The organism is Ramlibacter sp. PS4R-6 (genome assembly GCF_037572775.1).
Taxonomy (GTDB): domain Bacteria; phylum Pseudomonadota; class Gammaproteobacteria; order Burkholderiales; family Burkholderiaceae_C; genus Ramlibacter.
Genome location: NZ_JBBHKA010000001.1, coordinates 2436176 through 2454363, shown reverse-complemented (window position 1 = coordinate 2454363; position 18188 = coordinate 2436176). Strand labels below are relative to the sequence as shown.

At 69.4% G+C, this 18188-nt stretch carries 18 protein-coding genes; 8 read left to right on the top strand and 10 right to left on the bottom strand.

Going from position 1 to position 18188, the window contains the following annotated elements:
* Window positions 1-11: 11 nt before the first annotated feature.
* Window positions 12-1445: an aldehyde dehydrogenase family protein gene (locus tag WG903_RS12170; protein WP_340075654.1), complete on the top strand. Its 1434-nt coding sequence runs from the start codon at window positions 12-14 to the stop codon at window positions 1443-1445.
* On the opposite strand, the gene WG903_RS12165 is transcribed toward WG903_RS12170, so the two are convergent.
* The 3 genes from WG903_RS12165 to WG903_RS12155 are packed head-to-tail and all read right to left on the bottom strand — an operon-like array spanning window position 1442 to window position 3914.
* Complete coding sequence (locus WG903_RS12165; protein ID WP_340075652.1) at window positions 1442-2038, bottom strand: hypothetical protein; 597 nt, start codon at window positions 2036-2038, stop codon at window positions 1442-1444. The genes WG903_RS12170 and WG903_RS12165 overlap by 4 nt on opposite strands.
* Window positions 2038-3210, bottom strand: coding sequence for a M48 family metallopeptidase (locus WG903_RS12160; protein ID WP_340075650.1), 1173 nt, complete (start codon window positions 3208-3210; stop codon window positions 2038-2040). The genes WG903_RS12165 and WG903_RS12160 overlap by 1 nt, the downstream gene beginning before the upstream one ends.
* Window positions 3210-3914: a hypothetical protein gene (locus WG903_RS12155; RefSeq protein ID WP_340075648.1), complete on the bottom strand. Its 705-nt coding sequence runs from the start codon at window positions 3912-3914 to the stop codon at window positions 3210-3212. The genes WG903_RS12160 and WG903_RS12155 overlap by 1 nt, the downstream gene beginning before the upstream one ends.
* A 120-nt stretch (window positions 3915-4034) precedes the next feature.
* Here WG903_RS12155 and WG903_RS12150 point away from each other — a divergent pair, with 120 nt between their 5' ends.
* The 5 genes from WG903_RS12150 (at window position 4035) to WG903_RS12130 (ending at window position 8231) form a co-directional block, all read left to right on the top strand.
* Complete coding sequence (locus WG903_RS12150) at window positions 4035-4796, top strand: SDR family oxidoreductase (protein WP_340075646.1); 762 nt, start codon at window positions 4035-4037, stop codon at window positions 4794-4796.
* A gap of 16 nt (window positions 4797-4812) precedes the next feature.
* Window positions 4813-5928 (top strand): GTP 3',8-cyclase MoaA, encoded by a 1116-nt coding sequence (gene moaA, locus WG903_RS12145; protein WP_340075644.1) that lies wholly within the window; start codon window positions 4813-4815, stop codon window positions 5926-5928.
* Window positions 5925-6536, top strand: coding sequence for a molybdenum cofactor guanylyltransferase MobA (mobA, locus tag WG903_RS12140; protein WP_340075642.1), 612 nt, complete (start codon window positions 5925-5927; stop codon window positions 6534-6536). Before moaA ends, mobA begins: the two co-directional genes overlap by 4 nt.
* A complete protein-coding gene (gene moeA, locus WG903_RS12135; RefSeq protein ID WP_340075640.1) occupies window positions 6533-7801 on the top strand; it encodes a molybdopterin molybdotransferase MoeA in 1269 nt (422 codons plus the stop codon). Before mobA ends, moeA begins: the two co-directional genes overlap by 4 nt.
* A 91-nt stretch (window positions 7802-7892) precedes the next feature.
* Window positions 7893-8231: a hypothetical protein gene (locus WG903_RS12130; RefSeq protein ID WP_340075638.1), complete on the top strand. Its 339-nt coding sequence runs from the start codon at window positions 7893-7895 to the stop codon at window positions 8229-8231.
* On the opposite strand, the gene WG903_RS12125 is transcribed toward WG903_RS12130, so the two are convergent.
* From WG903_RS12125 to WG903_RS12100, 6 genes are all read right to left on the bottom strand, one after another.
* Window positions 8228-9313 (bottom strand): WD40/YVTN/BNR-like repeat-containing protein, encoded by a 1086-nt coding sequence (locus tag WG903_RS12125; RefSeq protein WP_340075636.1) that lies wholly within the window; start codon window positions 9311-9313, stop codon window positions 8228-8230. The genes WG903_RS12130 and WG903_RS12125 overlap by 4 nt on opposite strands.
* A 4-nt stretch (window positions 9314-9317) precedes the next feature.
* Entirely contained in the window at window positions 9318-9587 is a 270-nt protein-coding gene (locus tag WG903_RS12120; RefSeq protein WP_340075634.1) for a MoaD/ThiS family protein, read from the bottom strand.
* A gap of 7 nt (window positions 9588-9594) precedes the next feature.
* Window positions 9595-12747 (bottom strand): efflux RND transporter permease subunit, encoded by a 3153-nt coding sequence (locus WG903_RS12115; RefSeq protein WP_340075632.1) that lies wholly within the window; start codon window positions 12745-12747, stop codon window positions 9595-9597.
* A gap of 10 nt (window positions 12748-12757) precedes the next feature.
* The gene (locus WG903_RS12110; RefSeq protein WP_340075630.1) at window positions 12758-14029 is read right to left on the bottom strand and encodes an efflux RND transporter periplasmic adaptor subunit; all 1272 of its coding nucleotides are present in this window, start codon (window positions 14027-14029) and stop codon (window positions 12758-12760) included.
* Window positions 14030-14157: 128 nt separating this feature from the next.
* Window positions 14158-14622, bottom strand: a complete 465-nt coding sequence (rnhA, locus tag WG903_RS12105; RefSeq protein WP_340075628.1) for a ribonuclease HI — start codon at window positions 14620-14622, stop codon at window positions 14158-14160.
* Window positions 14619-15383: a class I SAM-dependent methyltransferase gene (locus WG903_RS12100; protein ID WP_340075626.1), complete on the bottom strand. Its 765-nt coding sequence runs from the start codon at window positions 15381-15383 to the stop codon at window positions 14619-14621. The genes rnhA and WG903_RS12100 overlap by 4 nt, the downstream gene beginning before the upstream one ends.
* Before the next feature lie 19 nt (window positions 15384-15402).
* Here WG903_RS12100 and WG903_RS12095 point away from each other — a divergent pair, with 19 nt between their 5' ends.
* The gene (locus tag WG903_RS12095) at window positions 15403-15837 is read left to right on the top strand and encodes a hydroxyacylglutathione hydrolase C-terminal domain-containing protein (RefSeq protein ID WP_340075624.1); all 435 of its coding nucleotides are present in this window, start codon (window positions 15403-15405) and stop codon (window positions 15835-15837) included.
* A complete protein-coding gene (locus WG903_RS12090; RefSeq protein ID WP_340075622.1) occupies window positions 15834-17357 on the top strand; it encodes a transglycosylase SLT domain-containing protein in 1524 nt (507 codons plus the stop codon). The genes WG903_RS12095 and WG903_RS12090 overlap by 4 nt, the downstream gene beginning before the upstream one ends.
* On the opposite strand, the gene WG903_RS12085 is transcribed toward WG903_RS12090, so the two are convergent.
* A complete protein-coding gene (locus WG903_RS12085) occupies window positions 17354-18187 on the bottom strand; it encodes an ABC transporter permease (RefSeq protein ID WP_445263598.1) in 834 nt (277 codons plus the stop codon). The genes WG903_RS12090 and WG903_RS12085 overlap by 4 nt on opposite strands.
* Window position 18188 lies beyond the last annotated feature (1 nt).

Below are 18188 nucleotides of genomic sequence, written 5' to 3'. Positions count from 1 at the left end.
AAATGAGCGCCATGCAATTCCACTTCATCGCCAACCAGACGCAGGCGTCCACGAGCGGGCGCACGATCCCCGTCATCGACCCGTCGGACGGCCAAGCCTACGACGAGATCCAGCGCGGTTCGCCCGAGGACATCGACGTGGCCGTGCGTGCCGCGCGCACCTGCTACGAGACGGTGTGGAGCAAGTTGAGCGCCGCCGAGCGCGGCCGCCTGCTGATGCGCCTGTCGCAGAAGATCGCCGAGCATTCGCAGGAGCTCGCCGACATCGAGCAGCGCGATTGCGGCAAGCCCACCAAGCAGGCGCGGGCCGACGCCCTCGCGCTGGTGCGCTACTTCGAGTTCTACGCCGGGGCCTGCGACAAGCTGCACGGCCAGACCCTGCCCTACCTCGACGGCTACACCGTGCTCACGTGGCGCGAGCCGCACGGCGTCACGGGCCACGTCATCCCGTGGAACTACCCGATGCAGATCTTCGGGCGCAGCGTCGGCGGCGCGCTCGCGGCGGGCAACGTGTGCGTGGTCAAGCCGTCGGAAGACGCGTGCATGTCGCTGATCCGCGTGGCGCAGCTCGCGGCCGAAGCGGGCTTCCCCGCCGGCGCGATCAACATCGTCACGGGCTTCGGCCACGAAGTCGGCGACGCGCTCGCGCGCCACGAGGGCGTGGACCACATCAGCTTCACCGGCAGCCCGCGCGTGGGCACGCTCATCCAGCAGGTCGCGGCTGAAAGGCATTGCCCCGTGACTCTGGAACTGGGCGGCAAGAGCCCGCAGGTCATCTTCGAGGACGCGAACCTGGACGAGGCGCTGCCGGTCATCATCAACGCCATCGTGCAGAACGCCGGCCAGACCTGCTCGGCCGGCTCGCGCGTGCTGATCCAAAAGTCGATCTACGAGCCCCTGCTCGACAAGCTGGCGACGGCGTTCGAGAACCTGCGAGTCGGCCCCGCGGCCATGGACCTCGACGTCGGCCCGCTGATCCGCCAGACGCAGCAGCAGCGCGTGTGGGACTTCCTGTCCGATGCGCAGCACGCCGAGATCCCGATGGTGGCGCAGGGCCAGATCGTCGACGAAGCGCCCGAAGGCGGCTACTACCAGGCGCCCACGCTGCTGCGCGACGTGCCCGTCACGCACCGCCTCGCGCAGGAGGAAGTGTTCGGCCCCGTCCTCTCCGCCATGAGCTTCAAGGACGAGGACGAAGCGGTGAACCTCGCCAACGCGACGAAGTTCGGGCTGGTGGCCGGCATCTGGACGCGCGACGGTTCACGCCAGCTGCGCATCGCCAAGCGCATCAGGAGCGGCCAGGTGTTCATCAACAACTACGGCGCCGGCGGCGGCGTCGAGCTGCCCTTCGGCGGCGTGAAGTCCTCGGGCTACGGCCGCGAGAAAGGCTTCGAGGCGCTGTACGGCTTCACCACCCTCAAGACGGTGGCGATCAAGCACGGCTAGGAGCCGCGGATGCGCGCGGTCTTCACGACCGCCTCGGCCATCGGCAGCAGCGCATCGTAGAAGCCCAGGCGCGGCGCGACGAAGGTCGCCGCGTAGAGCTCGCCGCCCTGCTCCGCGGCCCAGCCGGTGCCCTTCAGGACGAGGTCGTCGGCACGGCGCGCCAGCGTGAACTCGAAACGCACGCCCTTCGCGCCGGCGAACACCGTGGGCTCGACGCGCGTGACCGTCACCGCGCCTTCGTTCGCGTACAGCGACTGGAACACCGCAACGAGCCGGTCCGCCGGCAGGCCCGCGGTGAAGGTCGGGTAGCGCGGGTCCTTCTCGCCGGGCGAGCGGAACCACGGCATGCTGCGCTTGGCCACCAGCGTCTTGCCAGACGCGACGCCGCCCCACAGCCGCAGGTGGTCCAGCGGCAGGCCCTCCTGCGTCCAGACGTCGTAGGGCTCGCGCTCCCACGGTTCAGTCACCTTGTTCCACGCGGCGGGCACCTGCACCGCCAGCTTGCCGCCGACGACCTGTTCGCCTTCGACTCGCGAGATCGTCGTGCAAGCGGCAAGGAGGCACGCAACCAGCAGGGCAAGGAAGACGCGCATCACGGCTTCAGCTCCGAGAGATAGGCCTTGACCATGCCCGCATCGGAAGCGCCGGGCGCGAGGGCCAGGTAGCGCTCGAACGCCTGCGCCGCAGCGGCCGCGTCGCCCGCCTGCCGCTGCGCGAGCCCGAGAGACGACCACGCGGGCACGGGGACGTCCGCATGTTGCGTCGCGCGCGCCAGCTCGCCGATCGCCAGCTTCAGGTCGTCGCCCTCGGCGCGCAGCCGCAGCACTTCGCCGCGCGCGTAGCGCACCTGCGCGTCGTTCGCGTCCGATGCAAGCAGGCGCTCGAACAGCACCAGGCTCTCCTCGTACTGCCCGCGCTGGATCTCGTCCTGCACCCAACCGAAGCGCAGCGGCGCGACGACGCGCCGCAGTTCGTCGCGCCCCGTGAAGCCGCCGCCGTCGCCCGCGAGGCGCCGCAGGTCGTCGCGGCGGTTGCCGGCAGGCGGGTGCGTGGCGAAGAGCGCGCTGCGCTCGCCCACGTCGGCGCCGCCGGTGATCTTCAGCTCGCCCAGCAGGTTCTCCCACACCTTCGCGGCCTCGCGACCGTCGTAGCCTGCTTCCAGCAACATGCGCATGCCCGCACGGTCGGCGCGCGCCTCATGCTCGCGCGAGAAGGCGAACATGCTCGCGAGGATGCCGACGCGGCCCAACGCGCCCGCGACACCGCCCACCAGGCCCACCAGTTGCGCGAGCACGGCCTTGTCCTTCGCGTCGCGCAACTGCTGCACGGCGTGGCGCTCGAGGTAGTGGCCCAGCTCGTGGCCGAGGATGGCCGCGAGCTGCGCCTCGTTCTCCACGCGCAGCAGCAGGCCGCTCCACACCTGCATCATCCCGTTGGGCGCCATGCTGGCGTTGAAGTACGGCGTGCGCATCGCGTAGGCGCGCACGTCGGGGCAATGGCCTTGCGCGAGCTTGCAGGTGACGTCGGTGAGGTATTTCGTGAGCGCCTCGTCCCGGATCGCGAGCGGGCTGCGCTTCAGGCGCGTCTCCTCGCGGTCCATCAGGCTCCACAGGCCGCCCTCGTCGGTATCGGCGGCGGGCCGCGAGAAGCGCGAAGGCATCTTGAAGGCGGCGGCGTCCTGCGCCGCAGCGGCGGACGCAGAGCCGAGCAAGGCAAGGCCGACGCAGTGGCGGCAGGTGCTTCGCAGGAAGGCGCGCCGCCGCATCACTTCGCCTCCGGAAAGCCCTTGAGCAAGGTCTCCAGCGTTTCCTCCGCGCCGGGGACTTCGCGCAAATCGCCCATCAGGCGGTAGAGCTCGTTGAACCACACCACCCGTCCGGTCGACAGGTCGACGAGCGATGCATAGCCGAGCTGCTCGCCGCCGAAGGTCACGGCGCCGAGGAAAGCCATCGCCAGGATCGCCGCCTTGCGCTCCGGGCTGGCGTAGCTGTCGCGGATCCAGGCGAAGAGGGCGTAGTCGGCGCCCGTCTTCGCCTTCAGCGGCTTGACGGCCTCTCCCAGCGTCCACTGGAGCCGGCCCTCCTTGGTCGGCAGCGCCAGGTTCGGGCGCGCGTGGTGGATGAAGATCGCGGCGCCCACGGCGCGTTCGAGCGCCAGGAACTCGCCGAACTCGTCCATCTCGGCGTCCGACAGCACACGCACGTCCGGGCCCAGGCGCGCGCCGCGCTTGGCCAGCGCCTCGCGCAGGTTGCGCTGCGCCGCTTCGGTCCAGTCGGCGCGCGGCTCCTCGATGCCGCCGGCGCTGATGGAGAACAGTTCCATGTCGAGCGGCAGGACGACCAGCCGCGAACCGGCGGGGCGGGCTTCGAATCCGGGGGCGAGGTAGCGCGATGGGGAATCGGCGGCGTGCGCGGCCATGGCCACCGCGAAGGTGGCGAGCGCGAGAAAGCGGCGCATGGATCCGGGCACGTGCGACTCCTGCCTCTACCGTGCGACCATTGTGCGCCCCGGCCGGGCCACGCCACCCCGGCGAAACCCGCATCCGCCGGATCAGCAACAATCGGTTGTCCACGTTCGTAGGAGCCGTCCATGCGCGTCCAGGGAAAGTCCATCATCGTCACCGGCTCGGGCGGCGGCATCGGCGAAGGCATCGCGAAGCGCCTCGCGGCAGAAGGCGCGCAGGTGATCGTCAACGACATCAACCGCGAGGCCGGCGAGAAGGTGGCCGCCCAGATCCAGTCGGCGGGCGGCAAGGCCTCGTTCTTCGCCGCCGACGTCACGAAATCGGCCGACATGAAAGCTTTGGTGGACACCGCCGTCAAACGCCACGGCAAATTGGACGTGATGGTGAACAACGCCGGCTGGACGCACCGCAACCGGCCCGCGCTGGAGGTGAGCGAAGAGGAGTTCGACCGCGTCTACGCGATCAACATGAAGAGCATCTACCTCTCCACCATCCACGCCGTGCCCGCGTTCCGCGCCAACAAGGGCGGCTCGTTCATCAACATCGCCTCCACCGCCGGCATCCGCCCGCGGCCGGGGCTGGCCTGGTACAACGGTTCCAAGGGCGCCGTGATCACCACCAGCAAGTCGCTGGCCGCCGAATTCGGCCCCGACAACATCCGCGTGAACTGCATCAATCCCGTGTTCAACCCGGACACGGGCCTGTCCGCCGAGTTCGCGGGCGGCCCGGTGGACGAGGCGCGGCGTGCGAAATTCCTCGCGACCATTCCCCTGGGGCGGTTTTCCACGGCGCTCGACGTGGCCAACGCCGCCCTGTACCTGGCCAGCGACGAAGCCGCCTTCATCTCCGGGGTATGCATCGAGGTGGATGGCGCCCGCTGCGTTTGACTGGGACAATCGGGGCATGGCCGAACGCGTGATCCCCCTGGTGGACCAGCGCGCCGCCGCACGGGCGGCGACCGTGCCCGCGCACGCCATCGCGCCCAGCGGCCTGCTGGCCGACGCGCTGGGCCGGCCCCTGCGCGACCTGCGCATCAGCGTGACCGACCGCTGCAACTTCCGCTGCAGCTACTGCATGCCCAAGGAAGTCTTCGACAAGGACTACACCTACCTGCCGCATGGCGACCTGCTCACCTTCGAGGAGATCACGCGCGTCGCGCGCCTGTTCGTGGCGCACGGCGTGCACAAGGTGCGGCTGACGGGCGGCGAGCCGCTGCTGCGCAAGAACATCGAGATCCTCATCGCGCAGCTGGCGCAGCTGCGCACGCCGGACGGCACGCCGCTGGACCTGACGCTCACCACCAACGGCTCGCTGCTCGCGCGCAAGGCCAAGGCGCTGAAGGCCGCGGGCCTGCACCGCGTGACGGTCAGCCTCGACGGCCTGGACGACGCCGTCTTCCGCCGCATGAACGACGTGGACTTCCCCGTCGCCGAGGTGCTGGCCGGCATCGACGCCGCGCGCGAAGCAGGCTTGGGCCCCATCAAGGTCAACATGGTGGTCAAGCGCGGCACCAACGAGCACGAGATCCTGCCCATGGCCCGCCACTTCAAGGGCTCGGGCATCGTGCTGCGCTTCATCGAATACATGGACGTGGGCGCCACCAACGGCTGGCGCATGGACGAGGTCGTGCCTTCCGCGGAAGTGATCGAGACGATCCGCCGCGAGCTGCCGCTCGTGCCGCTGGAAGCCGCCGCCCCGGGCGAGACGGCGCAGCGCTGGGGCTACGCCGACGGCAAAGGCGAGATCGGCGTGATCAGCAGCGTCACGCAGGCTTTCTGCGGCGACTGCAACCGCGCGCGCCTGTCCACCGAAGGCCAGGTCTACACGTGCCTCTTCGCGACGCAGGGCCACGACCTGCGATCGCTCATCCGCGGCGGCGCGAGCGACGCCGACATCGCTTCGGCCATCGGCCATGTCTGGCAAGGCCGCGAGGACCGCTACTCGCAGTTGCGAGCCAGCCTGCCGCCCGACGCGCGCGCGGGCCAGCGGCGCGTCGAGATGAGCTACATCGGCGGATGATCGACCCCAGCGAAGTCACCGGCGTCATCCTCGCGGGCGGCCGCGGCTCGCGCATGGGCGGCGTCGACAAGGGGCTGCAGAACTTCAACGGCATGCCGCTGGCGCTGGCGACGCTGATGCGCCTGCAGCCGCAGGTCGGGCAGGTCCTCATCAACGCCAACCGCAACCTCTCCGCCTACGAATCGTTCGGCGTGCCGGTGTGGCCCGACGTGATTCCCGATTTCGCCGGCCCGCTCGCGGGCTTCCTCACGGCGCTGGAGCGCTGCGAAAGCTCGTGGCTCGTCACGGTGCCGTGCGACACACCTTTGTTCCCGCTGGACCTTGTCGAGCGGCTCTCGGCTGCGGCGAGTGCACAGGACGCCGACATCGCCATGGCCGCCGCGCGCGAGGAGGACGGCCAGCTGCGCACGCAGCCGGTGTTCTCGCTGCTGCGGGTGGGCCTGCTGGAAAGCCTGGTGGTGTTCATGAACGAGGGCGGCCGCAAGATCGACGCCTGGACGGCGCGGCACAAGACCGTGGTCGTGCCCTTCGACAGGCCGGCCGACCCGCCGCGCGCCTTCTTCAACGCCAACACGCTCGCCGAGCTGCACCAGCTCGAGAAACCATGAAGAGCCTGGCCGAGATCGCGGCGCAGCTGCAAGGCTACGACCCGAAGGCGCTGAGCGCCGATGCGGTGAACGACTTCCTCGCGCGGCTCGTCGAGCCCGTGCGCGAAACCGAGGACGTGCCGGTGATGGAAGCGCTGGGGCGCGTGGTGGCGCGCGACATCGTGTCGCCCATCTCCGTGCCGCCGCACGACAACTCGGCGATGGATGGCTTCGCTTTCGATGGCGCGCTGCTCGCAGCGGGCGGCACCATTGCGCTGGACGTCATCGGCACGGCCTTCGCCGGCAAGGCCTGGCAAGGCACCGTGGGCCCCGGCCAGGGCGTGAAGATCATGACCGGCGCGATCATGCCCGCGGGGCTGGACACCGTGGTGCCGCAGGAGTTCACGCAGGCGCAGGACGACAAGCGCGTGACCTTCCCCGCCGACACCCTGCGCCGCGGCGACAACCGGCGCCTGAAGGGCGAGGATCTGCAGGAAGGCAAGCCGGCGCTGGCCGCCGGCACGCGCCTGGGGCCCGCGGCCTGCGGCCTGGTCGCGAGCCTGGGCCTGGCGCGGGTGCCGGTGTTCCGCAAGCTGCGCGTCGCCTACTTCTCCACCGGCGACGAGATCCTGAGCCTGGGCGAGGCGCCACGCGAAGGCGCGGTGTACGACAGCAACCGCTACACCGTGCACGGCCTGCTCACGCGCCTGGGTTGCGAGGTGATCGACATGGGCGTGGTGCGCGACGAGCCCGCCTTGCTGGAGGCCGCGTTTCGCGAGGCCGCCGCAAAGGCGGACGCGATCATCACGAGCGGCGGCGTGAGCGTGGGCGAGGCCGACTACACGAAGGCGATGATGGCGAAGCTGGGCGACGTCGCCTTCTGGCGCATCGCCATGCGCCCCGGCCGGCCGATGGCGGTGGGGCGCATCGGCTCATCCGTGCTGTTCGGCCTGCCCGGCAATCCGGTGGCCGTGATGGTGACCTTCCTCGCCTTCGTGCGGCCGGCGCTCTTGAAGATGATGGGCGCGGCCGCGCCAGCCCAGCCGTACCTGCGCGCGCGCAGCGCCGAGGCGATGCGCAAGAAGCCCGGCCGCACCGAATACCAGCGCGGCATCGTGAGCACGGGCAAGGATGGACAGCTCGAGGTACGCACCACGGGCAACCAGGGCTCGGGCGTACTCAGCTCGATGGTGCAGGCCAACGGGCTGATCGTGCTGCATCACGCGCAAGGCAACGTCGCGGCTGGCGACGCCGTGGATGTGCTGGTCTTCGACGGCGCGATCTGATCTATCGGTTTCGTCCTACAACCGAAGGACGCCCCAGGACGTTTCCTAAGTGGGCCGGGTTCGCCGGTCCTCTTTTCACAGGAAACACGACATGAAGAACATCATCGCCCTCGCCGCAGCGCTGTGCCTCGGCTTCTCCGCCTCGGCTTTCGCCCAGACCACCGCCCCGGCCACCCGCAGCGCTTCGGCGCCCGCCGCGCCCATGACGTCGACCGCGCCTTCCGCCGCCGCCGAAGCCAAGGCCGACGCCAAGGCCATGAAGAAGCAGGCCGACGGCGACTACAAGGCCGCCAAGGCCAAGTGCAAGCCCCTGAAGGGCAAGGAAGAGACGGCGTGCAAGAAGGACGCCAAGGCCGCGCACGAGAAGGCGCTGGCCGACGTGAAGCGCGCCGAAGCCGACGCCAAGGCCGCCAAGAAGGCGAAGTCCTAAGCGACTTGCACGCAGGCGATCGGCGGCAGGTCGCGCGAGACGCAGTGCCATGAAGCGCCCGCGTCTTCGCTGACCCACAGGCCGCCGGTCGTCGAGCCCATCGCGAGCGTCGCCCCGTCCTCGCCCACCGCCAGCGCATGGCGGTAGACGAGGTGGTAGGCGTCGCGCTCGGGCAGCCCCTTGCCGATCGCCTCGAAGGAGGCGCCGCCGTCACGCGTGCGCGTGGCGACCATGCGGCCGTCCGCCGGCATGCGCTGCTGGTCGGAATGCGCCGGCACGAACCAGGCCGTGTCCGCGTCGCGCGGATGCACGGCGACCGCGAAACCGAAGTCCGTCGGCTGCGGCGGCGGGATGCGCGACCACTGCATGCCGCCATCGGTGGAGCGGTAGATGCCGAAGTGGTTCTGGGCCCACAGCACGTCGGGCTTGCCGGCGCACTGCACCATGCGGTGCACGTCCTGGATGTTCGGGTCTTCCTGGCGCTCCGGCGGCATGAAGGTCGCGACCATTCCCTTCGAGGTATTCGCCCACGTCTTGCCGCCATCGCGCGTCTGCCACACGCCGCCGCACGAGATGGCGATGGTCACGTGCTCGGCATCGCGCGGGTCCACCGCGATCGAGTGGATGCCCGCGTGGTCGTAGCCGCCGCCGAACCACTCCTTGCGCTCGGGCCGCAGCCACAGGCTCTCCTGCAATTGCCACGAAGCGCCGCCGTCGGTGGACTTGAACAGGCCCGCCGGCAGGCAGCCGGCCCACAGCGTGCCCCCTTGCGCGTGCAGGCCCCACACCATGTCGACCGTCCACGGCGTGGCGTCGTCCTTCCATTCGCCTTCCGTGGGCTTGGCCGGGAATGCGGGCGCCGCGGCCTCTTTCCATTCGCCGCCGTCCGTGCCCTTCCACACCTTCACGCCGAAGTGCCCGAGGCGCAGCGCCGCGTAGCAGTCGCCCGTCTTCGCATCGCGCGCGAACTGCGACACCGGCTCGCCCGGGAAGCGCGGCGCGCCGAGGGACCAGCCCGACGCGCCCTTGCGTACGGCGAAGAGGCCCTTGCGCGTTCCGACCCAGATCGTGGGAGCTGCCATGTGATCACCCTCCGGTGAGCGCTTGAATGACCATGACCTTGTCGCCCGCGGAAAGCGGCACGTCGAGGTTCACGCGGTCGGTCACCATGCGCGCATTGACGAAAACCGCGACATGCTTGCGTACCGCACCCTGCTCGTCAAGCACGTAGTGGCGCATCGCGGGCGCGGCCGCGAAGGCCTGGGCCAGCGCCGCGCGCAGGGTCGCCGCCGGCACGTCCTGCGGCGGGCAGGCCACGTGGCGCGTCAGCGCCGGTGCGAATTCGACCCTGGGCATCGGCGCATTATTGCGCCGCACGCTCCTTGGCGACCAAGTCGACGTGCGGGTGCGCTTCCTCGTCGATCTCCGACCTGATCGCGCCGGGCACGCGCCGGCGCGCGAAGAGCAGGTACATCGTCGGCACGACGAAGATCGTGAGCATGGTGCCCAGCGACATCCCGCCCACGATGACCCAGCCGATCTGGACGCGGCTTTCGGCGCCCGCGCCGGTGGCGGTGGCCAGGGGCAATGCGCCCAGCACCATGGCGCCGGTGGTCATCAGGATCGGGCGCAGGCGCTGCGAAGCGGCTTTCACCACCGCCTCGACCATGTCCATCCCCTGCTCCCGCAGCTGGTTGGAGAACTCCACGATCAGGATGCCGTGCTTCGTGATGAGGCCCACCAGCGTGATCAGGCCGATCTGCGAGTACACGTTCAGCGAGCCGCCGGACCACTTCAGCGCCAGCAGGGCGCCGATCATCGACAGCGGCACCGACAGCATGATCACGAACGGGTCGACGAAGCTCTCGAACTGCGCCGCGAGCACGAGGAAGATGAACAGCAGCGCCAGCACGAACACGATGGCCAGCGCGCCCTGCGAGCTGCGGAACTCGCGCGACGTGCCGTTCAGGTCCGTCGTGTAGCCGGGCTTGAGCACCCGGGCGGCCGTCTGGTCCATGAATTGCAAGGCCTGCCCGAGCGAATAGTCGGACGCGAGGTTGGCCGTGATGGACACCGAGCGGCGCTGCCCGAAGTGGTTCAGCTCCCGCGGGCTCACGCTCTCGTTCACTTTCACCAGCGCCGACAGCGGGATCATCGTGTCGTTGCGCCCGCGCACGTACAGTGAGTCGATGTCCTCCGGCGTCGTGCGGCCGCTGGCGCGGTTCTGGATGATCACGTCGTACTGCTCCGCGTCGCGCTTGTAGCGCGTGACCTGCCGGCCGCCGAGCGCGGTCTCGACCGCGCGCGCCACGACCTCGACGCTCACGCCCATGTCCGCGGCCTTCTCGCGGTCCACGACGATCTTCAGCTCGGGCTTGTTCAGGCGCAGGTCCACGTCGACGCCCATGAGGCCCGGGTTCTTCGCCATCTCGTCCAGGATCTGGCGCGTGATGCGGTTGAGGTTCTCGTAGCTGTCGGAAGTCTGGATCACGAAGTTGAGCGGACGCTCGCGGAAGCCCTGGCCGAGCGACGGCGGCGTGATCGGGAACGCGCTCACGCCGGGCATCGCGTTGAACTTCGGCGTCATCTCGCGGGCGATCTCCAGCGTGGTGCGCGTGCGGTTCTCCCAGTCGACCGCGCGGTACACGACGCTGCCCTGGGACACCGTCGGGTTGCCGATGTTCGCGAAGATGCGGTCGAACTCCTTGTACTGCTGCCCCAGCTGCTCGAGGACGTTGGCGTAGCGGTTGGTGTACTCCAGCGTCGCGCCGTCGGGTGCGTTGATGTTCGCGAGGATCACGCCCCGGTCTTCCAGCGGCGAGAGCTCCGACTTCATCGAGGGCCAGACGATCCCGATCGCCAGCGCGCTGGTCGCCATGATGCCGATCACGATCCACCGCGCCTGCAGCAGCCGCCCGCGCCACGTGCCGGGCTCGGCCGGTGCCCGCGCCAGCAGGACCCAGCGCAGCGCGCGGGCATAGCGGTCGGTCAGCGCGGTCAGCCACCGCTCCATGTGCACGTCGAACCAGCTCGGCTTCGGGTTGTGGCGCAGCAGCTTGGAGCACATCATCGGCGTGAGCGTCAGGGCGACGAAGCCCGACACCAGCACGGAGCCCGCGAGCGCCAGCGCGAATTCGACGAACAGGCGCCCCGTGCGCCCGGGCGTGAAAGCCAGCGGGGCGTACACCGCCACCAGCGTCAGCGTCATCGAGACGACCGCGAAACCGATTTCGCGCGCGCCCTTGATCGCGGCCGAGAACGGGTCCATGCCCTCCTCGATGTGCCGGAAGATGTTCTCCAGCATCACGATGGCGTCGTCCACCACCAGGCCGATCGCCAGCACCAGCGCCAGCAGGGTGAGCGTGTTGATAGTGAATCCGAAGAGCGCCATCATCGCGAAGGCGCCGATGAGGCTCACCGGGATGGTCACCAGCGGGATGATCGAGGCGCGCACCGTGCGCAGGAAGACGAAGATCACCAGCGCCACCAGCAGGATGGCCTCGCCGATCGTGTGGTACACGTTCTTCACCGAGCGGTCGATGAACAGCGAATTGTCGTTGGCGATCTCGACGTTGATGTCCGCCGGCAGGTCCTGCTTCAGGCGCGGGATCATCTCGCGCACGCCCTGCGACAGCGTGAGCGGGTTCGCGGTGGCCTGGCGGATCACGCCGGCCGAGATCGCGTAGCGGCCGTTCAGGCGCACGGCGCTGCGCTCGTCCGCCGCCGCCTCCTCCACGCGGGCGACGTCGCGCATCTTCACCGGGAAGCCGTTGACGCTCTTCACGACGATCTCGCCGAACTGCGACGCGCGGACCAGGTCGGTCTGCGAGGTGACGCTGAACTCGCGCTGCTGCGACTCGATGCGGCCGGCGGGCACCTCGAGGTTGCTGCGCTTGACGGCGTCCTCGATGTCCTGCGTGGTGAGCCGGTATCCCGCGAGCTTGTCCGGGTCGAGCCAGATGCGCATGGCGTACTTGCGCTCGCCGTAGATGCGCACGTCGGCCACGCCGGTCACCGTCTGCAGGCGCGGCTTGACGATGCGGTTGACCAGGTCGTTGATCTGCAGCGGGTTGAGCGTATCGCTCGTGAAGGCCAGCCAGATCACGGGGAAGGCGTCGGCTTCCACTTTCGCGATCACGGGCTCGTCGATGCTCTGGGGCAGCTTGTTGCGCACGCGCGAGGTCCGGTCGCGGACTTCCGCGGCGGCGGCGTCCGCGTCCTTTTCGAGGCGGAAGCGCACGGTGATCTGCGTCTGCTCGGCGCGGCTGATCGACGTGATGACGTCGACGGCGTCGATGCCCGCGATCGAATCCTCCAGCGGCTTGCTGACCTGCGACTCCATCACCTCGGGCGACGCGCCCTTGTACGTGACGGTGACGGTCACGACCGGCTCGTCGATCTTGGGGTACTCGCGCACCGACAGGCGCGTGAAGCTCACGATGCCGACGAGCAGCACCAGCAGCGACAGCACCGTCGCGAAGACCGGGCGGCGGATCGAGATCTCGGGCAGTTGCATCGCGTGCCTGTCAGGCGCGGCGCGCGGCCCGCCGGGCCTCGGGCGCGGCCGCGGGCGCGCTCATCGCGCAGGGGTCGCCCGCCGCAGGGGCCTGCGCCTGCTGCGCGGGCGCGGAAGCAGCCGAAGCGGCGGCAGCCGCGGGGCGCGATGCGGCGGAGCGGGCGCTTTCGCCTGCGCGCAGGTCGGTCGCGCGCACCGGCATGCCGTCCTTTTGCACGCGCTGCTGGCCCGCGCTGATCACGACGTCGCCGGGCTGCAGGCCCTCGAGGATCTCGACGCGGCCGGGCAGGCGCAGGCCGAGCTTCACCTCCACGCGCTGCGCGATCTTGGTGTCCTGATCCGGGCCGTCGGCAAGGCGGTAGACGAACTGCCGCCCGGCTTGCGGGACCAGCGCTTCTTCCGGGATGACGCGGGCGTTCTCGCGCTGGCCGAACACCGCCGTCACGCGGGCGAACATGCCGGGGCGCAGTTGCATCTGGCGGTTGTCGATGCAGGCGCGGATGCCCAGCGAGCGGCCATTGGCGTCCACCGCCGGGTCGACGGCCTGGACGAGCGCGGAGAACCTGCGCCCTGGCAATGCGTCGACTTCGACGCTGGCGCGCTGGCCGCGCTGGACCTTGGTCTGGAAGCGCTCGGGCAGCCGGAAGTCGACGAAGATCGCATCGAGGTCCTCGATGTTCACGATGTCGGCGCCGTCCTTGAGGTAGTCGCCCACGCTGATGCTGCGGATGCCCGCGATGCCGTCGAACGGCGCGACGAGGCGCATGCGCGCGGCGTTCGCTGCCGCGAGCGCGAGCTTGGCCTCGGCCACCTTGAGGTTGGCCGAGCTTTCGTCGACCGAACGCTGGCTGATGAAGTTCTGCGCCACCAGCTCCTGGTTGCGCTTGTGGTTGGCGCGGGCGATCGAGAGCTCGGCTTGCGCCTGCTGGGTCTGGGCGGCGACGAGCTGGTCGTCCAGCTGCACGAGCACCTGCCCGCGGCGCACCCGTTCGCCGTCGCGGAAGTTGATGCGCGTGACGCGCCCGCTCACCTCCGGCTTCAACATCACGCTCTGGCGCGAACGCAGGCTGCCCACGGCCTGCGTGTCGTCGGCCAGGCGCATGACCTCCACGCGCGCGATCTCGACCGTGGGGGGGCGTGCCGCGCCTTGTCCCTGCGGGGCTGCCGTGGCGGACGCCGCTTGCGTCGAAGCGCTGGAAGGCCTTTGCAGCCACCAGGCGGCAAGGGATGCAACCGCGATGCCGGCCGCGGCGATGAGGGTGTAGGTGGTCCTGGATGGCATGGAATTGCGGGGCTCGCGCAGGGCGCGCGCTCTGCCCAGCAATGTATCAGCAGCATGCTAACGCCGCATTGCTGCGAGCCCGCACCGGACCGCGCGGGCATGCCAAAAGAAGCGCTTTTACGCCCGCTTTACACGGCCGGCGGCGGCCTGCGGCCCAGGGCCACTTCCACGCCGAAATTGGCCAGCTCGTCGGCCCGCTCGTTCCCCGGGTCGCCGTCGTGCCCGCGCACCCAGCGCCAGTCGATCGCGTGGCCCGAACCGGCGACGAGTTCGTCCAGGCGCTGCCACAGCTCCACGTTCTTGACCGGCTGCTTGGCCGCCGTGCGCCAGCCCTTGGCCTTCCAGCCGGGCAGCCACTCGGTCATGCCCTTGAGGACGTACAGGCTGTCCACGTGCAGCTGCACCGCGCACGGGCGCTTGAGCGCCTGCAGGCCCTGGATCACCGCCATCAGCTCCATCCGGTTGTTGGTGGTCTCGCGCTCGCCCCCGTACAGCTCCTTCACGTTGGGCCCGGCCTGCATCAGCACGCCCCATCCGCCGGGGCCGGGGTTGCCCTTGCACGCCCCGTCCGTGTACATCACCACTTCGTTCACGTCACTTCTTCTTCCATGTAGGTGGGCTGGCCGCGGTTCGCGAGCGGCACCGGCGCGGTCGCGATCGCCGGGCTCGGCTTCCAAGCCGGGCCGATCATCTTGATGCCGCGCACGCGCTTGACGGCCACGATGAAGTAGACGGCGCCGAGGATGGGCCACCAGCGCTCGCCGACGTGGTCCAGCCAGTCGAAGCGCTCGAGCCAGCGTTCGGTCATGAACGAAGGCCGGTAGCAGCCGAAGGCGCTCGTCTCGACTTCGAAGCTCAGCAGGCGCAGCCAGTCGCGCAGCCGCCAGTAGCCGATGAACTCGCCCTCGGCCGGCAGATACAGCTCGCCGAAGCCGAGCTTGCGGTACAGGTGGGCGCGCCGCTGGCGCAGGCCCCACAGGCTCGCGGGGTTGAGGCAGCAGATGACGATCTTGCCCTCGGGCACCAGGACGCGCTCGACCTCGCGCAGCGTGGCGTGCGGATCTGCGTTGAGTTCCAGCGAGTGCGGCAGCACGACCAGGTCGAGGCTGTTCTCCTCGAAGGGCAGCGCGGCGAAATCGGTGACCAGCGCGGGCTTGATGCCGCTGCCCGGCCGTGGCGGCTCGGATAGCGCGAGCCAGCGGTGCGGCATGCGGTTGGTGCGCAGCGTGTCGAATTCGGGAAGGCCGAGCTGGAGTGCGTGGAAGCCGAAGATGTCGCCGACGGCGCGGTCGAATTCGGCCCTTTCCCAGGCGGCGAGGTAGCGCCCGGGAGGGGTCTCGAACCACTCGTGCATTCCTATAATCGCCTCACTCATGAGATTGACACCGCTGCCGGCGTTCCAGGACAACTACCTGTGGTTCTTGCACGACGGGCAGCGGGCCCTGGTGGATGCGGGCGACGCACAGCCCGTCAAGGCTTCGCTGCAGCGGGAAGGCCTGGAGCTTGGGGCGATTCTAGTCATCGACCTGCCCGGGCACGCCGCGCCGGCCCGGATGCGCCAATCGCTGGAAAAGTTGGCATCTTGGCCGGGCGGCACGCGGGTGTGCCGCACACATGAATACACACTCAGCAATTTGAAATTCGCAAGGGCCGCGGAACCGGGTAACCTCCAGCTGATCCATTGTCGGCAGCGCTGCGAAGAACTGCGCGCCCAAGGACTGCCCACCCTGCCCTCGTCGGGGCCCACAGCGCCGGATGAAGTGAGCGTGTTCGCCACCTTCCGGCCATGGAAAAACGGATTCCAATGAAGTACCTGTATCCCGCCGGGCTCGCCGCACTCCTCTTCCTCGCCGGTTGCGCCACGTCGCAGTCGCCCGCGCCGGTCAGCGACACCGCCAAGAACGACAAGAGCGTCGCCGCGGCCTCCTCCAGCACCTCCGCCCCGCCGCCCGCACCCGTCGCCGCGGTGATCCCCGGCGGCGACCTCAAGCCCATCGCCCCCGTCGAGACCGCGTCGCGCCAGGTCACCCTGCTGCTGCCGCCGGCCGACCTGTGGGAGCGCATGCGCCGCGGGTTCAAGATGAATGACCTGCAGAGCGACTACGTGCGCCAGCAGGAGCAGTTCTACCTGCAGCGGCCCGACTACATCGGCCGCATGACCGAGCGCTCGCGCAAGTACCTCTTCCACATCGTCGAGGAACTGGAGCGCCGCGACATGCCGACCGAACTGGCCCTGCTGCCCTTCGTCGAGAGCGCCTTCAACCCGCAGGCCGTTTCCAGCGCGCGCGCCGCCGGCATGTGGCAGTTCATCCCGTCCACCGGCAAGGTGTTCGACCTGAAGCAGAACGTCTTCCGCGACGACCGGCGCGACGTGCTGGCCTCCACGCGCGCCGCGCTCGACTACCTGCAGAAGCTCTACGGCATGTTCGGCGACTGGCACCTGGCGCTGGCCGCGTACAACTGGGGCGAAGGCAGCGTGGGCCGCGCCATCGCGCGCAACCAGAAGCTGGGCCTGGGCACGAAGTACCCCGACCTGAACATGCCCAACGAGACGCGCTGGTACGTGCCCAAGCTGCAGGCGCTCAAAAACATCGTCGCCAACCCCGACGCGTACAACGCGGAGCTGCCGCTGATCGGCAACCACCCGTACTTCCAGGCCGTCACGATCACGCGCGACCTCGACGTCAAGCTGGCCGCGCAGCTGGCCGACGTGCCGCTGGAGGACTTCAAGGCGCTGAACCCCTCGATGAACCGCCCGATCATCCTGGCCAACGGCAACCCGCAGATCCTGCTGCCCTGGGACAACGCCACGATCTTCCAGCGCAACTTCGAGGCCCACACGGCCGGCCAGTACGCGAGCTGGACGGCCTGGAAGGTCCCTTCGAACATGAGCCCCACCGAGGCCGCCAAGCGCACCGGCATGCAGGAGGCCGACCTGCGCGCCGTCAACACCATCCCGCCGCGCATGCTGATCAAGGCCGGCTCGGTGCTGATCGTGCCGCGCTCCTCGAAGATGCAGGCCGACGTGCCCGACGAGATCGCCGACGGCGGCCAGCTGCACCTGCAGGCCGAAGCGGTCACGCGCAAGATGACCGTGAAGGCCGGCAAGAAGGACACCGTCGCCAGCCTGGCGCGCCGCTACAAGGTCAGCGCCAAGCAGGTCGCGGAGTGGAACGACCTGTCGCCCACCACCGAGCTGAATGCCGGCCAGCAGGTCGTGCTGTACGTGACGGTGAAGACCGGGCCGCGTGCCGGCGGCAAGAAGGGCGGCACGACGCGCAAGCAGTCGGCCTCCGCGAAGAAGCCGGCCATCAAGGCCAAGCGCTAGAGCTTCTCCGTCTCGCCCTGGCGCGGCTGCCAGGTCATGAGCCTGGCCTCGATGCGGCCGACGATCGCATCGAGCACCAGCGCGAAGGCCGTCAGCACCACGATCCCCGCGAACACCGTGTTCACGTCGAACGTGCCTTCGGCCTGCAGGATCAGGTAGCCGACGCCGCGCGCCGAGCCAAGGTACTCGCCCACCACCGCGCCGACGAACGCCAGGCCCACCGAGTTGTGCAGGCTGGCGAACACCCAGCTCGTGGCGCTGGGCAGGTACACCGTGCGCAGCAACTGCTTGTGGTTGGCGCCCAGCATGCGCGCGTTGGCCAGCACCACGGGGCTCACCTCGCGCACGCCCTGGTACACGTTGAAGAAGACGATGAAGAACACCAGCGTGACCGCCAGCGCCACCTTGCTCCAGATGCCAAGGCCGAACCACAGCGCGAAGATGGGCGCCAGGATCACGCGCGGCATCGAGTTGAGCGCCTTGATGTAGGGATCGAGGATCGCGCTGGCCGTCGGCGCCAGCGCCAGCCACAGGCCGAAGGCCAGCCCCAGCACCGTGCCGATCGCGAACGCCAGCACCGTCTCGAGCAGCGTCACGCCCAGGTGCACGTAGATGTCGGCGCGGCCGGGCAGCCCCTCGTCGAACAGCACGTTCGGCTCCAGCGGGAACGGCAGGAACCACGACCAGATGCGCCCCGCCACCTTGATCGGCTCGCCGAGGAAGAAGGCCGTCTGGTCGTTGCGCGTGACCGCGTGCCACAGAAGGAGCAGCACGACGAAGACGACGACCTGCCAGGCGCGCAGGTTCTTCTCGTTGGGCGCCAGGCTCATG

Coding starts and splice junctions, on each gene's coding strand:
- WG903_RS12110 (WP_340075630.1), bottom strand. CDS start 14,029: ATGCCATCCAGGACCACCTACACCCTCATCGCCGCGGCCGGCATCGCG.
- WG903_RS12115 (WP_340075632.1), bottom strand. CDS start 12,747: ATGCAACTGCCCGAGATCTCGATCCGCCGCCCGGTCTTCGCGACGGTG.
- WG903_RS12130 (WP_340075638.1), top strand. CDS start 7,893: ATGAAGAACATCATCGCCCTCGCCGCAGCGCTGTGCCTCGGCTTCTCC.
- WG903_RS12095 (WP_340075624.1), top strand. CDS start 15,403: ATGAGATTGACACCGCTGCCGGCGTTCCAGGACAACTACCTGTGGTTC.
- WG903_RS12120 (WP_340075634.1), bottom strand. CDS start 9,587: ATGCCCAGGGTCGAATTCGCACCGGCGCTGACGCGCCACGTGGCCTGC.
- WG903_RS12125 (WP_340075636.1), bottom strand. CDS start 9,313: ATGGCAGCTCCCACGATCTGGGTCGGAACGCGCAAGGGCCTCTTCGCC.
- WG903_RS12100 (WP_340075626.1), bottom strand. CDS start 15,383: ATGCACGAGTGGTTCGAGACCCCTCCCGGGCGCTACCTCGCCGCCTGG.
- moaA (WP_340075644.1), top strand. CDS start 4,813: ATGGCCGAACGCGTGATCCCCCTGGTGGACCAGCGCGCCGCCGCACGG.
- mobA (WP_340075642.1), top strand. CDS start 5,925: ATGATCGACCCCAGCGAAGTCACCGGCGTCATCCTCGCGGGCGGCCGC.
- WG903_RS12160 (WP_340075650.1), bottom strand. CDS start 3,210: ATGCGGCGGCGCGCCTTCCTGCGAAGCACCTGCCGCCACTGCGTCGGC.
- moeA (WP_340075640.1), top strand. CDS start 6,533: ATGAAGAGCCTGGCCGAGATCGCGGCGCAGCTGCAAGGCTACGACCCG.
- WG903_RS12170 (WP_340075654.1), top strand. CDS start 12: ATGCAATTCCACTTCATCGCCAACCAGACGCAGGCGTCCACGAGCGGG.
- WG903_RS12085 (WP_445263598.1), bottom strand. CDS start 18,187: ATGAGCCTGGCGCCCAACGAGAAGAACCTGCGCGCCTGGCAGGTCGTC.
- WG903_RS12165 (WP_340075652.1), bottom strand. CDS start 2,038: ATGCGCGTCTTCCTTGCCCTGCTGGTTGCGTGCCTCCTTGCCGCTTGC.
- WG903_RS12150 (WP_340075646.1), top strand. CDS start 4,035: ATGCGCGTCCAGGGAAAGTCCATCATCGTCACCGGCTCGGGCGGCGGC.
- WG903_RS12090 (WP_340075622.1), top strand. CDS start 15,834: ATGAAGTACCTGTATCCCGCCGGGCTCGCCGCACTCCTCTTCCTCGCC.